Origin of the sequence: Spiroplasma endosymbiont of Lasioglossum malachurum (assembly GCF_964020065.1) — a bacterium.
Classification (GTDB): Bacteria; Bacillota_I; Bacilli_A; order Mycoplasmatales; family VBWQ01; genus Spiroplasma_E.
On record NZ_OZ026534.1, the window covers coordinates 38,433 to 55,755 of the forward strand.

Below are 17,323 nucleotides of genomic sequence, written 5' to 3' on the forward strand. Positions count from 1 at the left end.
AAAAATAAAATATTTTTTTAAAAAGATACTTTTATATTTTAGGTGTAAATGTTTTTTCTTTATTTATTAGATTTGGTTCTGAAAATTTTCATTTTTTTCTTTTAAATTTTTGCATATATTTGCTAAATTGTAAAGGTAAGTGCAACTAAATTATTTTTCTATCCAAATATTCGATTGGTGAAAGATAATTTAATATTTTTCTCGGTCTTTGATTTAAAGACAATATAAATTTATGAACTTCATTTTTATTAGTTTTTGAAAAAATAAATTTTTTAGGAAATTTTTTTCTAATTAAACCATTAGTATTTTCATTAGTACCTCTTTGTCAAGGTGAATATGGATTGGCAAAATAAATTTTTACATCTAAATTTTTTTCAAGTTGTTGTCAATTTGAAAATTCTTTGCCACGATCAAAAGTAATAGTTTTAACAATGTTTTTAGGAAGAATTGATAAATAAAAACTGACATTTTTATTAATAACTTTAGTAGTTCTGTTTTTAACTAATATTGCTAAAGTAAATCGTGATACTCTTTCAACTAAAGTTATTAAACATGATTTGCTTTTGCCTCTTGATGATACTATAGTATCTCCTTCTCAATGACCAAGTGTTATACGATCATTAACATTTATATCTCGTTCTTTAATTGATTTACCATTAAACTTGCGACGATTTTCTTTAGATTTTCGTTTTTTACCTTTTCTTCTTAAATTTTTACTAGTAACTTTATCAAGCATTCCAAAATAAATTCAAGTATAAATTGTTTTAAAACTAATAACTCACTCTTTATGAAAATTTTTAATTCTGCCATAAATTTGTTCAGGTGATCAACCTAATAGTAATTTTTGTTGTACATATTTTACTAAATTCTTATTTTTAAACTTATGAAAACTAATATGTGATTGTTTTCGATTTTCAGCTTTATTTTGTGCAATTAATGAAAAATAATGATTATTATCTTTATTTCTATTAATTTCTCGAATAATAGTACTAATACTTCGATTAAGATTTTTAGCTATTTCACTAATTTTAAATTTAAATTTCAATTAATTCTCAATATAAATCCTTTCATCTATGCCAAGATGTTTATAACTCATATAAAAACTCCTTACTTTTTTCTAAACTAAATTTAGCATTATGAAATTTTTATATGAGAATTTTTTGCAATTTTATTTACTTGCACTTACAAGTATAATTCAGCTTTTAAATAATAGTTTAAAATTAAAATAAAAAGACCTTAATAGTATTATATTACATAAAAGATAATGGCTGTTTTTAATATTAGTGTTATAGTATAATTAATAATATTAGAAGGAAGTGACAAAGTGTTCAAATCGTTAAGAAATTATCATTTAATAATGATTGTTTGATTAGTAGTTGAAATTTTAATTGGCTTGACTTATTTTATTGTTAATATTGAGACAGCAGAACAAGTGGTCACTATTACTGTAATTTTAAGTTTAGTTTTAGGTAATTTTATTATTGTTTGTCTTTATATTTTTCTATTTAGTTTATGAATTCGTCATCGTTATATTAACACAGCTGAAATCATAAAATTAAATAATGCACAAGCTTTAACTTTTGGTAGTGTTGGTATGATTGTTTTAGATAGTGATTTATCAATTATGTGAGTAAGTGAATTTTTAGAAGATAAAGGTTTAGGTAGACTAATTGGAAAATCAATTGTTAAACTATCAAGAGATTTAGAACAATTAATTAGTAATAATATTACTCAAATTACACTTAAAATTGAAGATATGCTTTATGATGCTATTTATTTAGTACAAACTAGAACAATTTTGTTACAAGAAACAACTAAATATCATTTCTTATATAATAAATTGCAGCAAGAAAAATTAGTTTTTGGTGTAATTAGTATTGATAATTTTTATAATTCTTTACAAAAATTAAGAGTTGAGAATCAAATTCGTGTTGAAGCATTTATTAAAACTGAATTAAATGATTTTGCTAATAATTATTCAGGTTTATTATTAGGTAATATTGAAGATGGTTACAATATTTTACTTTATCAAAATGAATTTAATAAAGCAAGAAATGATAACTTTCCACTTATTAAAAATATTCGAGAAGGTGTTAAAAAATTTAAAGCAGATATTACGTTATCTGCTGGTTTCTCTTATGGTAATGCTATTAGTAAAGATCTATATGATTTGGCTATTGAAAGTAAAGAATTAGCAGTTTATCGTGGTGGTGATCAAGTAGTTATTCGTGAATTTGGTGGTAATACAGTTTTTATTGGAGGTACTATTGAAGCAAAACAATCAGAATCTAAAATTAATATTAGAATGTTTGCACAATCATTATATAATGAAATAAAATTAGCAGAAAACATTTTAGTTATGGGACATGCGGCTGCTGATTTTGATAGTATTTCTTCAGGAACAGCTATTATTGAAATTGCTAAAAGCTTAAATAAAAGTGCTCATTATGTTATTAATCAAAATGAAGTTGATGAAAAAACATTAAAAATTCTTCATGAACTTGTTCCTGAAAGTTATATTAGTCGTAATTTTATTACAGGTAAACAAGCACTTAAATTTCTTCATGCAAATACTTTATTAATTGTTGTTGATACTCATAATCCACAACGTGTTGATAGTCCTGATTTATTAAGTAAAGCTGTAAAAATTATTGTTATTGATCATCATCGTGTTTCTGATGAATCAATTAGTAGCACCATTACTTCTTATATTGATGCAGGAACTTCTTCAACAGCTGAAGCAATGACAGAAATTATTTATTATAATGATTTTAATAATATTGAATCAGAATTTTTATGAAATATAATGTTTGCAGGTATTTTAATTGATACTAATAATTTCCAAGTAAGAACAACAAGAAGAACTTTTGAAGCCTGTGGATTATTAACTGATTGAGGAGCTTCTCCTTCTAAAGTTAAAGGATTATTGAAAAATAGTTTAAATGAACTAATTGATAAATTTGCTTTAATTAGTCACGCCCAAGAAATTAAAAAAGGATTTTTAGTTGCTGTTGGTAATGAAAACTTAGAAGTACATACTTCATATTTAGCCCAAATTTCAGAAATGTTGTTAGACTTACGTGATTGTAAAGCATCATTTACTATTGCTTATGATCGTCAAGGACGTGCTTGTTTATCAGCACGAAGCAACGGTGAAATAAATATTCAAATTATTTGTGAAAACTTAGGTGGTGGTGGTCACTTTAGTGCTGCTGCTGTCCAAAGTAGTAAATTGGGAATTAGAGCATTGTATGATGAATTGGTAAAATTAATTGAAAGTGGCGTATATCAAAGTGAGAGTGCTACTACTGAAAGGTATTAAAATTATTAAAATAGAAAGTGAGATGTTTACAATGAAAGTTGTCCTTTTAACGGATGTTAAAAATTATGGTAAAAAAGGTGAAGTTGTTAATGTTAGTGATGGTTATGGTAAAAATTATTTATTACCAAGAAAATTAGCTGTAATTGCTACAACAGAAGCATTAAAAATTAATCAAAAAGTAATTGAAAATAAAAAAATACAACGAGAAATGGAATTAGAAGATTTACAAAAAATTAAAGAACAATTAGATTTAATTACTTTACAATTTAAATTAAAAAGTAATAATGGTAAAGTTTCTGGTGCTATTTCTTCAAAACAAATTTGTGAACAACTAGTGCAAAAATATAACATTAAAATTGATAAACATAAATTTGTTAAATTTAATCCTATTAATGAATTAGGTATAACTAACATTAATATTAAATTAGATGTTACAATTATTGCACAATTAAAGGTTGAAGTTTTAGGAGAATAATTATGTCTAACAATGGTCAATATATAAATAATGCAGAAGTTAATGTTTTAAGTGCGATGATTCAATCATCACCAGCATGTGAAAGTGCATTAAATTTATTGGCACCACATGATTTTACAATTAATTCTAATCAAATTATTTTTAAAACAATTACCAATCTTTATAAAAATAATTCTGGTATTGATATAACAACTATTGCCGAAGAATTAGTTAAGCAAAATAATTTGGATAAAATTGGTGGAATTGAATATTTATCTTCTTTAGTGGCTCAATATATTACCGATGCTAATTTAAAAGAACACATTGATATTTTGATTGAAAGAACTACTAAACGACAATTAGAAAATGCTTTAAAAAATATAGGTAAAGAGTTACAAAGTGAAAAGTCAATTAATGAAGTTTTAATTGCTGCTGAAGCTCAAATTGTACAAGTAAGTAGTGAACGTAATCATGAAGAGATGTTGCCAATTAGTGAACACATTGATGATGTGGTAACAAAAATTGAACAACTACAAAAATCAACAGTTAATATTACTGGTACAAGTTCAGGTATTAACAATTTGGATATGATTACTAGTGGTTTTCAGCGAGGTGACTTAATTATTTTAGCAGCTAGACCTTCAATGGGTAAAACCGCCTTAGCACTTAATTTTGCTTTAAATGCTGCTAATGAACAAGATAATAAAAATGATGTTGTTGTTATTTTTTCATTAGAAATGCCAAAAGATCAATTAATTACAAGAATGATTTCTTGTCAAGGACATTTTGATGCTAATCGTTTACGTAATAAGTCTAAATTTACACAGGCTGATTGAAATCGTATTAGTGCTACTGCTGAGCAATTGAAACAAAAAAGAATTATTATTGATGATACACCTGGTTTAAGAGTTTTAGAGTTGCAAACTAAATTAAGAAAATTAGGTCGTGAAAATAGCATTAAATTAGTAATTATTGATTATTTACAGTTATTAACTGGTAGAGATAGTGAATCACGTCAACAAGAAGTTTCAAATATTTCTCGTAGTTTAAAAATTTTGGCAAGAGAATTAAGAGTACCAATTGTTTGTTTATCACAATTATCAAGAATGGTGGAGAGACGTGAAGAAAAACGTCCTTTAATGTCTGATTTACGTGAGTCAGGGGCTATTGAACAAGATGCTGATGTAATTATGTTTTTATATCGTGATGATTATTATAAGGAAAAAAATAGTGAAGAAACAACAAGTTCACAAGAAAGTAATCTTGCTGAAATTCTTATTTCTAAACATCGAAACGGCCCAACAGGAAAAGTAGTAACTGTTTTTATTCCAAAATGAGGTAAGTTTGAAAATTATACAGGATAAAAATAATAAAAAACCTCCTAAAATTTAATTTTAGGTTTTTTAAAAAGAAGTTAATAGGTAATGTTTAGTAATCTGTGTAACTTACAAAAATAACTATGTTTAATTAATTCTAGTAAATATAATTAAATGATTAGAAAGAGTGAGTTACAGATGGCTAAAAAAGATAACTTTAATAATAATGATCCAATATCAAAAGCAGTAGATTTATTATTAGAAAATACTGAAGATTTAACAACAGTTTTTAAAGAAGGGGGTTTATATAAAGAATTAACAAAACGTTTAGTTGAAAAAATGTTGAATTCTGAGATGCAAAATTATTTAGGATATGAAAAAAATCAACATAGTAATAGTGACAATGCTCGTAATGGTATAAGTTCAAAAAAATTAATAACTCAACAAGGTAAAATTGAGATTGATGTACCACGAGATCGTAATAGTAATTTTACTCCTGTAATAGTGCCAAAAAGACAGAGAAGATTTGATGGTTTTGATCAATAAGTTCTTTCCTTATATGCAAAAGGTATGACATTATCAGATATTAGAATGCAGTTACAAGAGTTATATCATGATGGTGCTGATATTAGTGAAAGTGTTATTAGTCAAATTACTGATGATGTGATTGATGATGTCAAAGCATGACAAAATAGACCATTAGAAGGCATTTATCCCATTGTTTATTTTGATTGTATAGTAGTTAAAGTACGACAAGATAAACGCATTATTAACAAATCAGTTTATATAGCTTTAGGTGTTGATTTAGAAGGTAAAAAAGATGTTTTAGGTTTATGAATTAGTGAAAATGAAGGCGCTAAATTTTGATTAGCAAATTTCACAGAAATGAAAAATCGTGGCTTAAATGATATTCTTATTGCTTGTAGTGACAACTTAACAGGCATGTCAGAAGCAATACAATCAGTTTATCCTAAAACTGAACATCAATTATGTATAGTTCATCAAATCAGAAATAGTTTAAAATATGTTTCATACAAACATCGAAAATCACTAGTTACAGATTTAAAGCCAATTTATAATGCATGTAGTGAAGAACAAGCAATGCAGGCTTTAGAATCATTTGAAAGTAAATGAAATAAACACTATCCTCAAATTGCTAAATCTTGATATAAAAATTGAGATAATTTAATGATTTTTATTAGTTATCCTCCAGAAATCAAAAGAGTGATTTATACTACAAATTCTATTGAATCTGTTAATAGTCAATTACGAAAAGTCATCAGAAATAAAAAAGTTTTTCCAAATGATATGGCAGTTTTCAAAATATTTTATTTAGCAATTGAAAATATAACAAAAAAATGAACAATGCTCATTCAAAATTGAAATACAGCAATTGCTCATTTTATGATAAAATTTGAAGACAGAATTAATCTGAACTAGTACTTTGTAAAACAAAGAAACACAGATTACTAAAAAGCCTCAGTTAATAAATTAAATTAATTACTTTTTATTATCCTTCTGGATTTAAACTTTTAAATAGTTTTCCTTTATTATCACTAATTTTAGTTCCAGCGTAAACAATACCATTGACATTTAATAAACTATGTACTTCGCCACCACTGCTACTTCAACTAAAAATACCAATTGCTACTGTATAGACAACTTTAAATAATCTTCCTTTACCATCAGTAGTTCTTGTTCCAACAAAGATTGTATTATTGTCATTAACTAGACTTAAAACTTCGCCATTAGTTTCTTTTCAGTTGGTTACTAGTGTATTTGTACCATCTTCTTTAACTTTATATAAATCTCCTTGACCATCACCAGTTTTGGTTCCAATATAAATACTTTCGTTTGTTGAACTAGTTAAACTATAAATTTCACCATTATTTACATTTCATTTTGATAATATTGTTATTGTGTCATCTTTTGTAATTTTAATTAACTTTCCTGTATATGCATTATTAATAGGTGTTGTTTTAGTTCCAACATAGATTGTGCCATTGACATTTAGTAAACCACGAACTTCACCATTAGTATCTTTTCAATCAGATAGTGCTGTTATTGTATCATCATCAGTAATTTTAAATAAATTACCTTTGTCATCACCAGTTTTGGTTCCTACATAAATAGTATTATTAATGTTTAATAGACTACATATTTCACCGTTGTTTTTATCTCATTTAGATAGTGCTGTTATTGTATCATCATCAGTATTTTAAATAAATTACCTTTGCCATCGCCAATTTTGGTTCCTGCATAAATAGTATTTTATTATTAACTAAGCTTTGAATTTCACCATTATTTTCTTTTCAATTTGTTATTTCTTGAAAATTACTTGTTATATTACTTATACATGCAGTGACATTGCTTGTTGTTATTGCTGTAAATCCTAAAACACCTACAATTGATAGTATACTTTTTAAATTTTTCATAAAATACCCCTTTTTCAAACTTTAACCCCTTTTATAAAATAATTTTACATTATTTCAAAAATAAAATAGTATTTATAATACTTTTGAGTGTTATTTATGAGGTTAATGTAAGTATTTTAGAAAGATATTAAATTAGAAATCTATATTAAATTTTTTTGATTAATATATGAAGTATTTATAAAAGGTTCATTTAATAAATCATTAATTTCTTCGATATTTATGATTTTTTCTGTAGTTATTTCTTGAATTTTATTTCAACTTAAACTTAAAAAATTATTTATTTCAGTATCATTTAATTTTAAAATTTTGCTTATTATTTCCAAAGTATTATTTGTTATTTTAACAGTTTTTTTAATCTTTTTATAATATAGTGAAACATCCGCTAGTAATTCTAAGTTACTATAAAATTTATTTTCTTCTTTTTTTGAATTTATAAGTTTTACTAAGAACTCTTTGATTTGATCATTTTTATATTGTTTTTCTAAAATTGATTTAACTTCTAAGTCACATTTTTCATCTTCATCATTCATTGTTATATTGTCCCCTTTTTATTATTATAATTAATAAATTTAGCTTAAATATGCACTATTTATTTGAAGTTTAAAGTGTGTTCCTTCTACAGCATTTTTTGATTCTTCTTTTAAATGAATAGATAAATATATATTGCCATTATTACTATATCAAAAAAATGCTTGAGCATAGATATGAATAAAAACTAACGGAGTAAGTCAACTGCCATAATAATACATAAATTCTATATTTCAAGTTTTGTTTTTTTCATCATTTGTGTTGTTTGATGTGTTAATTTTTGCTGTATTAACTGATAAGTTAGGTCCTGTAATTTGAAATGGTAAATTATGTCATATACAGTTTTTATATGTGGCAATTTCAACTTTAATAATTGCTTTATCATCAAAATTTAATAATTGATACTTTTTAATAAATGATTGTCAATCTAAATGATATTTTTTTCAAGACATTATATTGATATTGTCTACAATATTACCTTCATATTGAGAACTTGTGCCATTAAATCATTCTTCATTTTCATACAAAGGTTTTGATTTGTGAGAATTGTTATCAAAAAAGTCACAAGCGTTAATGTTAATAGTAGTTAATGCACTAAATGTTAAACAACTTAAAATATTTAATATTCTTTTCATTTTATACCTCTTTAAAATTTTTAAACTTATGGTGACATATTCAAATATGTCATTTATTTATTATAATATTTTTACAACTTTTTTCAGTGTATAAAAGATAATTTATTTCATTTCATTTCAAGGATATATGAAATTATATATGGATAAAAATTAATAACATCACTACCTTATAATTTCTCCAAACACTACTATAAATGAATTAATGAAGTAAAATATTAAATATTTTTTCAATTTTTAAAATTAATTAGTTTCGTAATATGTCTAAAGTTTTAAAGTATCTAAGATTTATATTTTTTATAATTTATTACTAGAACTTTGACCTTTACTTGTTGAAACTTTGCTATTTTCTTGATTAATAAAATCTATATCTGTTTTATTTCATTGTGAATAAAATGGTATTTCTTTTCATAATATTTTACTGAAACTATTTTAAGTAAAATTTATAGATGCATTATTTCAATCTTCTGCTACTGTTATTGATTTTTTAACAATTTCTTCAACTACTTTTGTATATTCTTTAATAATTTTTAATTTCAATGAATCATTTTTCAAACACAAATCAATTATTTTATTACTAAAGTTTTCATAAGCATTTGCTTCAGATTTTAAATTTGGATAGAAATTTAATAATGTCTTAAATTCAAACAATTCATATTTAAAAAAGTCTTCAAAACTATAATTTTGATATTTTTTAAAACTTTCAACATTAAATTCTGAATTTAAAAAATTATTCAAATTTGTATCTTGTTCTATTTTACATTTGATGTGTTTTGGCAACTCTTTATATTTATAAATAAATTCTATTTCTTCTTTATTATTTTCTTTTTTAACAAGACACATTATTGCAATTAAATGTATTGTCTTATAATTTTCTATTAATGTATTTACGGTTTCTTGTGTTTGTTTTAGTAAAATTTTTGGTATTTTATGACTTAAATTTATTTTTGATAGTTCATCTAATAATTCTAAAATATTTTGTATGTCATGTGAGGCTGATTGAGGAATTGATTTTCCTACCATAATTTTTTCAGCTATTTTTCCCGCAAGATTAGAAGATATCATTGATAATAATGAAACATTTTCTGATGGTTCTATCATTGTATGACCACCGCCATTGTTTTTAATAGTAATTCCTTCTTCTGATAATGAAATACCTTTTGCTAAGTTTATAAAAGCATGTCCTGCCTCATGATAAATTGTATTTATTAAATCATCATTGATAGTCATTTTTAACTTTCTCCTTTTTTAAAATATAAATAACTCAATTACTTTTGAATAAGTAATTGAGTTATAAACTATATTTGATTTATATACAGTATAGATATTAAAAATAAAAATGTCAATGTTATTAAATATTTTAATGATTTTCAATTATTAAAAAATATAAAAAATAAAAAATTATAATCTATTACTAGATTATAATTTTTTATTTATATTTAATATAATACTTTTTATAAAGTTGAAGATTGTTTTTGAACAGTTGTTTGTTCATCATAATAATTATTCATATCATCATCTGTATTAATTGAAGGTTGAACTTGTAGTTGGTTAACTTCGGTAATTATTTGTTCAATAACTTTATTGTTTTCATTTTCTTCATGTTCTTCAATAGTTTGTAATTCTTTTTTAATTTTTGTAATTTCTTGATCAATTTGTTTATGTTTAGTATTATTTCAAGGTTTAAATTTAAGTTTCTTTTTTTCATCAAGTTTTTTATTTAATAATTCATAAAGAGCAATTTTTCTATTAGTATTGTTACTTTTTAATTCTTTAATTTCATCTTCTTCTATTATATCTCATTCTTCATTTTCTTGCTCATTTTCTTTTGCCAATTGTTTAATATTTCTTTTTCTGTTTTGCATTTCATTCATACTATTTTTGCTTATACTTTCTTGAAATTCTGGTAATAGTTCTTCTAATAAAAAACAATTATCAGTAAAAACATCATCAAATTTATTAAGTTCTTTATAGATTTTTTCTAATTCTTTTAAATTTTTTAAAATTTCAGAAATTACCAAAGTATTATAATCATTGTTAAAATATTGATTAATTCTTTGATAAATAGCATAGTGAGTTTGAAATACTTCATCTGGATAATTTTGACGACTATATTTTATTCTTCTTTCTTCAAGAGCATAAATTTTTTTAAAATTTTTTAATTTTCATTCTTGTAGAGTTTTTTTTACATCATTAAAAATAAACATTTTAATTTCTTTTTCAATTAGTGATTTAAATTCTTTGAAATCATTAGTTTCTTTTAATATTAATTCTTCTTCTGAAATATTAATTACATTTTCATTTTTTCTATTTTCTTTAATTATATTTTTCATGATTGAATCAAAATATTCACCATCACTTTGTAAATCAAAATATTTAGCAAAATCTAACATCTTTATTTTCTCCTTTAATATATTTCTAAAGCTAAATTGTAAAGGTAAGTGTAACTAAATTATTTTTCTATCCAAATATTCGATTGGTGAAAGATAATTTAATATTTTTCTCGGTCTTTAATTTAAAGACAATATAAATTTATGAACTTCATTTTTATTAGTTTTTGAAAAAATAAATTTTTTAGGAAATTTTTCTCTAATTAAACCATTAGTATTTTCATTAGTACCTCTTTGTCAAGGTGAATATGGATTGGCAAAATAAATTTTTACATCTAAATTTTTTTCAAGTTGTTGTCAATTTGAAAATTCTTTGCCACGATCAAAAGTAATAGTTTTAACAATGTTTTTAGGAAGAATTGATAAATAATAACTGACATTTTTATTAATAACTTTAGTAGTTCTGTTTTTAACTAATATTGCTAAAGTAAATCGTGATACTCTTTCAACTAAAGTTATTAAACATGATTTGCTTTTGCCTCTTGATGATACTATAGTATCTCCTTCTCAATGACCAAGTGTTATACGATCATTAACATTTATATCTCATTCTTTAATTGATTTACCATTAAATTTGCCACGATTTTCTTTAAATTTTCGTTTTTTACCTTTTCTTCTTAAATTTTTACTAGTAACTTTATCAAACATTCCAAAATAAATTCAAGTATAAATTCTTTTAAAACTAATAACTCACTCTTTATGAAAATTTTTAATTCTGCCATAAATTTGTTCAGGTGATCAACCTAATAGTAATTTTTGTTGTACATATTTTACTAAATTCTTATTTTTAAACTTATGAAAACTAATATGTGATTGTTTTCGATTTTCAGCTTTATTTTGTGCAATTAATGAAAAATAATGATTATTATCTTTATTTCTATTAATTTCTCGAATAATAGTACTAATACTTCGATTAAGATTTTTAGCTATTTCACTAATTTTAAATTTAAATTTCAATTGATTCTCAATATAAATCCTTTCATCTATGCCAAGATGTTTATAACTCATATAAAAACTCCTTACTTTTTTCTAAACTAAATTTAGCATTATGAAATTTTTATATGAGAATTTTTTGCAATTTTATTTACTTGCATTTACAAGTATAATTCAGCATATTATTAGCGTAATTAACTATTTGTTCATTTTTGTTTCCAAATTCTAACTCTCTTACATTTGTTTTATTTGATTTTAAATTACTTAGAAAAGCATTTATTTCTATTCATTCATTAAATAAATGTTTAATTAAATCCCTATTTAAAAGTTGAAAATTAAGTTTTTTATAGTGTTGATCAAGAAAATCTTCTTCTACATAATTAAGACCTAACTTTTTGTTAAAATTTCTTACATTTTGAGCTATACCACTAATTTCTGAGTCAATAATACTTCTTAAATTCATAGTATTGGTATCTTGAAAATTTATTTCATTAAAAAATTTATAAAATTGATTAACAATAATATTTTCAATTAAATAATCAGAATTTCAATTATTAATAGAGTTTTTTTTATTTTCAAAAGTTAGTAAAATTGCAATTATGTAATCTTCAAGTTTATTTAAATTTAACACTTTATCTCGCCTTACTTTCAACTATAAATTAATTATTACAAATAATAAGGTTAAATAGAACCTTATTTTATTTCTTATTAAGAAAAGAAGGATTAATATGCAAAATTTAATCCCAAAAGCCATTTGTCGAACTCGTTTAAAATTCTTTCGTAATATATCAATTATTGAATTCATATTGGAAATAGTATGAATTATTTTAGTTACAGCAATCTTTTTAACTCTACCATTCCAATGATATATTCGAATTTCAATATTTCTTTTTGGTTCATTTTTAGTAGCATCTTTAATTTGTCCAATGATGGGACATTTAAGAGGCTAAGAAGTTATTTTATTATGAATCAAATATTTAATTGCTTTCAGAAAATACCAAGAAAAAACAAAACACTAGCTTACTAGTTCCTTATGATTATGCAGTAAAAGAACATTTTATTAAAACTTAATTATTAAGTGACTATGAGTATTATGTTGCAGGATTTGAAGTTAAAGGTTTTAATTTAAGTTTATTAAATCCAAAAACACAAATGTTAAAAATCTAGGATTTACAAGATACTTTCAAATATTGTGATTTTCAATTACGATGATGAAAACTGATTTACCAATAAATTTTAGTGAAACAATAATGTATTACCAGGAACAATTAAAAGAACATGAAGATAATTAAATAATTACAAGCACAAATTGAAGGTTTACAATCTCAGTAAATTAATAGTGATAATTTTATTAAAACAAGAAAAGCATTCTTTTTCTTTGTTTATGAACTATTAGTGAACTTGAAAGCTATTGTCAACAAGTAGTTAGTAAGGTACAACGTAATGGTTTTGGTTGTAATCAATTAACTAACTTTCAATTAGTTAATATTATTAATTTGATTTATAATTCTTATAGTAAACCTATTACTATAAAATAATTTAAACATTATAAAAATAATTTAGAAAATATTTTATCATTTAAAGATTTTACTCTAGTTAATTGAATTAGAACACATTTTTACAATATAATCTATCAAAATAAAAACTCTATCTATCATTAATATTTATTTGCTTTTTTATATTGTTAATGATATTATTTTTAAGTACTTTTTATTAATAGTAATTTTATAAGTGAGGTGAAACCATGGCAAAAGCAAGCATCCATCCAGAGTATTTTCAAACTAAAGTAACATGTATAACATGTAGCAATAATTTTATAAGTGGTTCAACTAAGGGTAAAGAAATCCGTGTTGATACATGTTCAAGTTGTCATCCATTTTATACTGGAAAACAATCATTTGTTTCAGCAAAAGGAAGAGTTGAACGCTTTAATATAAAAGCAAGCAAACAAGTTGAAACAAAATCAAAAACTGTTGAAATAAACAAAGCAAAACCACAAAATACTAAAACTATTGTATTAGAAACAACAAAAGATGTTCTAAAACTAACTGATACTAAACAAGTTAAAAAATAATTTTAATTAAACTAGAAACTAATAATAGTTTCTTTTTTTTATACTTGCTAAATTGTAAAGGTAAGTGCAACTAAATTATTTTTCTATCCAAATATTCGATTGGTGAAAGATAATTTAATATTTTTCTCGGTCTTTGATTTAAAGACAATATAAATTTATGAACTTCATTTTTATTAGTTTTTGAAAAAATAAATTTTTTAGGAAATTTTTCTCTAATTAAACCATTAGTATTTTCATTAGTACCTCTTTGTCAAGGTGAATATGGATTGGCAAAATAAATTTTTACATCTAAATTTTTTTCAAGTTGTTGTCAATTTGAAAATTCTTTGCCACGATCAAAAATAATAGTTTTAACAATGTTTTTAGGAAGAATTGATAAATAATAACTGACATTTTTATTAATAACTTTAGTAGTTCTGTTTTTAACTAATATTGCTAAAGTAAATCGTGATACTCTTTCAACTAAAGTTATTAAACATGATTTGCTTTTGCCTCTTGATGATACTATAGTATCTCCTTCTCAATGACCAAGTGTTATACGATCATTAACATTTATATCTCGTTCTTTAATTGATTTACCATTAAACTTGCCACGATTTTCTTTAGATTTTCGTTTTTTACCTTTTCTTCTTAAATTTTTACTAGTAACTTTATCAAGCATTCCAAAATAAATTCAAGTATAAATTGTTTTAAAACTAATAACTCACTCTTTATGAAAATTTTTAATTCTGCTATAAATTTGTTCAGGTGATCAACCTAATAGTAATTTTTGTTGTACATATTTTACTAAATTCTTATTTTTAAACTTATGAAAACTAATATGTGATTGTTTTCAATTTTCAGCTTTATTTTGTGCAATTAATGAAAAATAATGATTATTATCTTTATTTCTATTAATTTCTCGAATAATAGTACTAATACTTCGATTAAGATTTTTAGCTATTTCACTAATTTTAAATTTAAATTTCAATTGATTCTCAATATAAATCCTTTCATCTATGCCAAGATATTTATAACTCATATAAAAACTCCTTACTTTTTTCTAAACTAAATTTAGCATTATGAAATTTTTATATGAGAATTTTTTGCAATTTTATTTACTTGCACTTACAAGTATAATTCAGCACTTTAAAAATAAAATTATTTACAGACATATTTACCATTAATTAAGTTAAAATATTGTATGTATACAACCCAATAAATATAGAATATAATTTTAATAGTATATGAAATAAAAAACTTTAAGGTAGGGAATGGTTTTATGGAAAAATCATCTGATTTTAATAAATTGGTAATAAGTAAAGGTATTAGATATAATACTGAGCAAACTAGTAACTTTAATTTTAGTATTATTAATTTATCCGTTGAAAAAGCCGTAAAAGATTGAAGTTTTGAAGGAAAATATCCTAGTTGCTTGGCAATTTTTAGTAATGATGAAGATAATATTGAAAAATTAATTAATGCTCTAGCAGGTTTTTCTGCTATTATGGAGGGTAAAATTTTAATTGATGATATTGATGTTACTTATAATAGTATTGGTTTTGAACGAAAAATGGCTTATGTTAGTATGCATTTACAGAGTTGAAATAAATTATTTAGTATTCAACGTAACTTAGCAAGAACAGCAATTACTAATAAACCCTTTTTACAAGAAATAAGCAATATTAATCAAAAAATTAAGACTGATATTGAAAACTTAAAAAATACAGGTTTAAATTTAGACAGTGGTTATTTTAAAGAAAAATTAATTAATATTATTAAAAATTTTATTAATGAAACACAAAGCACTCGTAATAATTTTATTAAAGAATATCAATATCAAATTAATCATTTTCATAAAAACTTTGCTCAAGAGAAATTTAATTTTGCTGGAAGTGAAAAATTAACAGATATTCTAATTAAAAAATTTACTGCCGAAGAAAAAAATATTATTGCAAATAATAACTTATTATTTTTACAATCTTTGCAAGATCGTATTTCTAGTTTGGAAAGTTTAGTGGGACCATGTTTTTGTGGATGTAATCCACCAAAAGAAAGAAAATGAGAATTTCAACTACGAGAAATTAGTTTTGTTATTAAAGAAATAAATAATTATTTAAATAGAGAGATTAGTACTACTAGAAGTGAAATTAGAACTACGTTAAAAACTTGTAACAATCATAATCAAAATTTTAATAGCGAACTTAATCATTTAGTTTCATATCAACAAATTAAATGTACTCGTAGTCAAATTGATCAAATTTTAGACCAGTGAATTGACTTAGCAGAAGTACAAAGAATTAAATTTAATATGAAACAAGATTTTGTGGCAATGCAACTTTTACCAGATGAAATGCATTTACTTTTAAAAAATATTAAAGATGAAATTAAAATTTATCATGATAAAATTTTAAAAAATCCACAGTTACAAGATAAAGAAACATATCAACAACAATTACAAACTTTATATTCACAGTTAATTGATGTCCGTGATTTAATTAGTGAAAATATTGTTATGATATTTAAACATTTAGAACTAAGTCATTTATTGTCACTACGTTTAACACAATTAACAATAGTAGAGCGACAAATAATAAAAATCATTCAACAATTAATTGTACCTACTAAAATTTTAATTTTGCATAACCCATTTGAACTTTTAAATGTTGATAATAAAGAACAATTAGCAAATTGAATTAAAAAATTACAAAAATTTTTGAAAATAATTATTATTTTTACAACTAATAATCAAGTTGATATTAATTTATTAGCGACTAATGTTACTGTTATTGAAAATGAAATAATTATTCAACAAGGAAATGTTAGTGAAATCACTGATAAACCATTATCTTTAAATTTATTGAAAGAAATAAATGAACAGCATATTAATATTGCAAAGGGAGAATGAAATGCTCATAATTTATATTTTTATAATGTAAATTTAGGTAAGTTTGATGTTAAAACTGCTTCTACTATTGCTTTTAAATCAAATGCCATTTTGTTTAGTGCAAAGAAACCACGATTTACTTTTTTAAAAAATTCAATTATTATTAATGGTGTTATTAAAAATATTACTAAAGTTGATGATAAAAAAGCATATTTATTGGTTGAAACTACTAAATCAGAACAATTTGAAGTTTTAACAAATAATAATGATAATTTAGAAGTGGGAACTGTTGGTTGAATTAGTATTACTAAAAATTCAATTTTTGTTTTTGATGATGAAACAAAGCAATTAATTGGTACATGATAGAAAGGAT

General features: G+C 23.2%; 15 protein-coding genes and 1 pseudogene. 7 read left to right on the forward strand and 9 right to left on the reverse strand.

From position 1 onward, the window contains the following. Positions 1–145: 145 nt before the first annotated feature. The gene (locus AACK95_RS00170; protein ID WP_338980259.1) at positions 146–1,045 is read right to left on the reverse strand and encodes an IS30 family transposase; all 900 of its coding nucleotides are present in this window, start codon (positions 1,043–1,045) and stop codon (positions 146–148) included. A 279-nt stretch (positions 1,046–1,324) separates the two neighbouring features. Between AACK95_RS00170 and AACK95_RS00175 the strand changes: the two genes are divergently transcribed. The 5 genes and pseudogenes from AACK95_RS00175 (at position 1,325) to AACK95_RS00195 (ending at position 7,221) form a co-directional block, all read left to right on the forward strand. After that, on the forward strand, positions 1,325–3,322 hold the full coding sequence (locus AACK95_RS00175; RefSeq protein WP_338980261.1) for a DHH family phosphoesterase: 1,998 nt from the start codon (positions 1,325–1,327) through the stop codon (positions 3,320–3,322). Between the two features lie 31 nt (positions 3,323–3,353). Continuing rightward, on the forward strand, positions 3,354–3,797 hold the full coding sequence (rplI, locus tag AACK95_RS00180; protein WP_338980262.1) for a 50S ribosomal protein L9: 444 nt from the start codon (positions 3,354–3,356) through the stop codon (positions 3,795–3,797). A 2-nt stretch (positions 3,798–3,799) separates the two neighbouring features. Next, a complete protein-coding gene (gene dnaB, locus AACK95_RS00185; protein WP_338980264.1) occupies positions 3,800–5,140 on the forward strand; it encodes a replicative DNA helicase in 1,341 nt (446 codons plus the stop codon). A 150-nt stretch (positions 5,141–5,290) separates the two neighbouring features. After that, positions 5,291–6,532: pseudogene (locus AACK95_RS00190) on the forward strand (IS256 family transposase). A gap of 563 nt (positions 6,533–7,095) precedes the next feature. Further along, positions 7,096–7,221 (forward strand): hypothetical protein, encoded by a 126-nt coding sequence (locus tag AACK95_RS00195; protein ID WP_338980266.1) that lies wholly within the window; start codon positions 7,096–7,098, stop codon positions 7,219–7,221. Positions 7,222–7,275: 54 nt separating this feature from the next. Here AACK95_RS00195 and AACK95_RS00200 read toward each other — a convergent pair whose 3' ends face one another. From AACK95_RS00200 to AACK95_RS00230, 7 genes are all read right to left on the reverse strand, one after another. Then, positions 7,276–7,527: a hypothetical protein gene (locus AACK95_RS00200; RefSeq protein ID WP_338980268.1), complete on the reverse strand. Its 252-nt coding sequence runs from the start codon at positions 7,525–7,527 to the stop codon at positions 7,276–7,278. Between the two features lie 140 nt (positions 7,528–7,667). Continuing rightward, positions 7,668–8,057: a hypothetical protein gene (locus tag AACK95_RS00205; protein WP_338980269.1), complete on the reverse strand. Its 390-nt coding sequence runs from the start codon at positions 8,055–8,057 to the stop codon at positions 7,668–7,670. A gap of 39 nt (positions 8,058–8,096) precedes the next feature. Beyond that, complete coding sequence (locus tag AACK95_RS00210) at positions 8,097–8,690, reverse strand: hypothetical protein (protein ID WP_338980270.1); 594 nt, start codon at positions 8,688–8,690, stop codon at positions 8,097–8,099. A 429-nt stretch (positions 8,691–9,119) separates the two neighbouring features. Next, positions 9,120–9,917 carry a hypothetical protein gene (locus AACK95_RS00215; RefSeq protein ID WP_338980272.1) on the reverse strand — a complete coding sequence of 266 codons (798 nt, stop codon included), beginning with the start codon at positions 9,915–9,917 and terminating at the stop codon, positions 9,120–9,122. Positions 9,918–10,141: 224 nt separating this feature from the next. Then, on the reverse strand, positions 10,142–11,080 hold the full coding sequence (locus tag AACK95_RS00220) for a hypothetical protein (RefSeq protein ID WP_338980273.1): 939 nt from the start codon (positions 11,078–11,080) through the stop codon (positions 10,142–10,144). Between the two features lie 117 nt (positions 11,081–11,197). Beyond that, on the reverse strand, positions 11,198–12,085 hold the full coding sequence (locus AACK95_RS00225; RefSeq protein WP_338980274.1) for an IS30 family transposase: 888 nt from the start codon (positions 12,083–12,085) through the stop codon (positions 11,198–11,200). Positions 12,086–12,161: 76 nt separating this feature from the next. After that, positions 12,162–12,641: a hypothetical protein gene (locus AACK95_RS00230; RefSeq protein ID WP_338980275.1), complete on the reverse strand. Its 480-nt coding sequence runs from the start codon at positions 12,639–12,641 to the stop codon at positions 12,162–12,164. A gap of 1,113 nt (positions 12,642–13,754) precedes the next feature. Here AACK95_RS00230 and rpmE point away from each other — a divergent pair. Next, complete coding sequence (rpmE, locus tag AACK95_RS07080) at positions 13,755–14,084, forward strand: 50S ribosomal protein L31 (RefSeq protein WP_422397146.1); 330 nt, start codon at positions 13,755–13,757, stop codon at positions 14,082–14,084. Positions 14,085–14,154: 70 nt separating this feature from the next. Here the strand turns inward: rpmE and AACK95_RS00240 are convergent, their stop codons facing one another. After that, positions 14,155–15,105, reverse strand: coding sequence for an IS30 family transposase (locus tag AACK95_RS00240; RefSeq protein ID WP_338980276.1), 951 nt, complete (start codon positions 15,103–15,105; stop codon positions 14,155–14,157). 240 nt (positions 15,106–15,345) lie between these two features. Between AACK95_RS00240 and AACK95_RS00245 the strand changes: the two genes are divergently transcribed. Next, positions 15,346–17,316: a hypothetical protein gene (locus AACK95_RS00245; protein WP_338980277.1), complete on the forward strand. Its 1,971-nt coding sequence runs from the start codon at positions 15,346–15,348 to the stop codon at positions 17,314–17,316. The last annotated feature ends 7 nt before the right edge of the window (positions 17,317–17,323 follow it).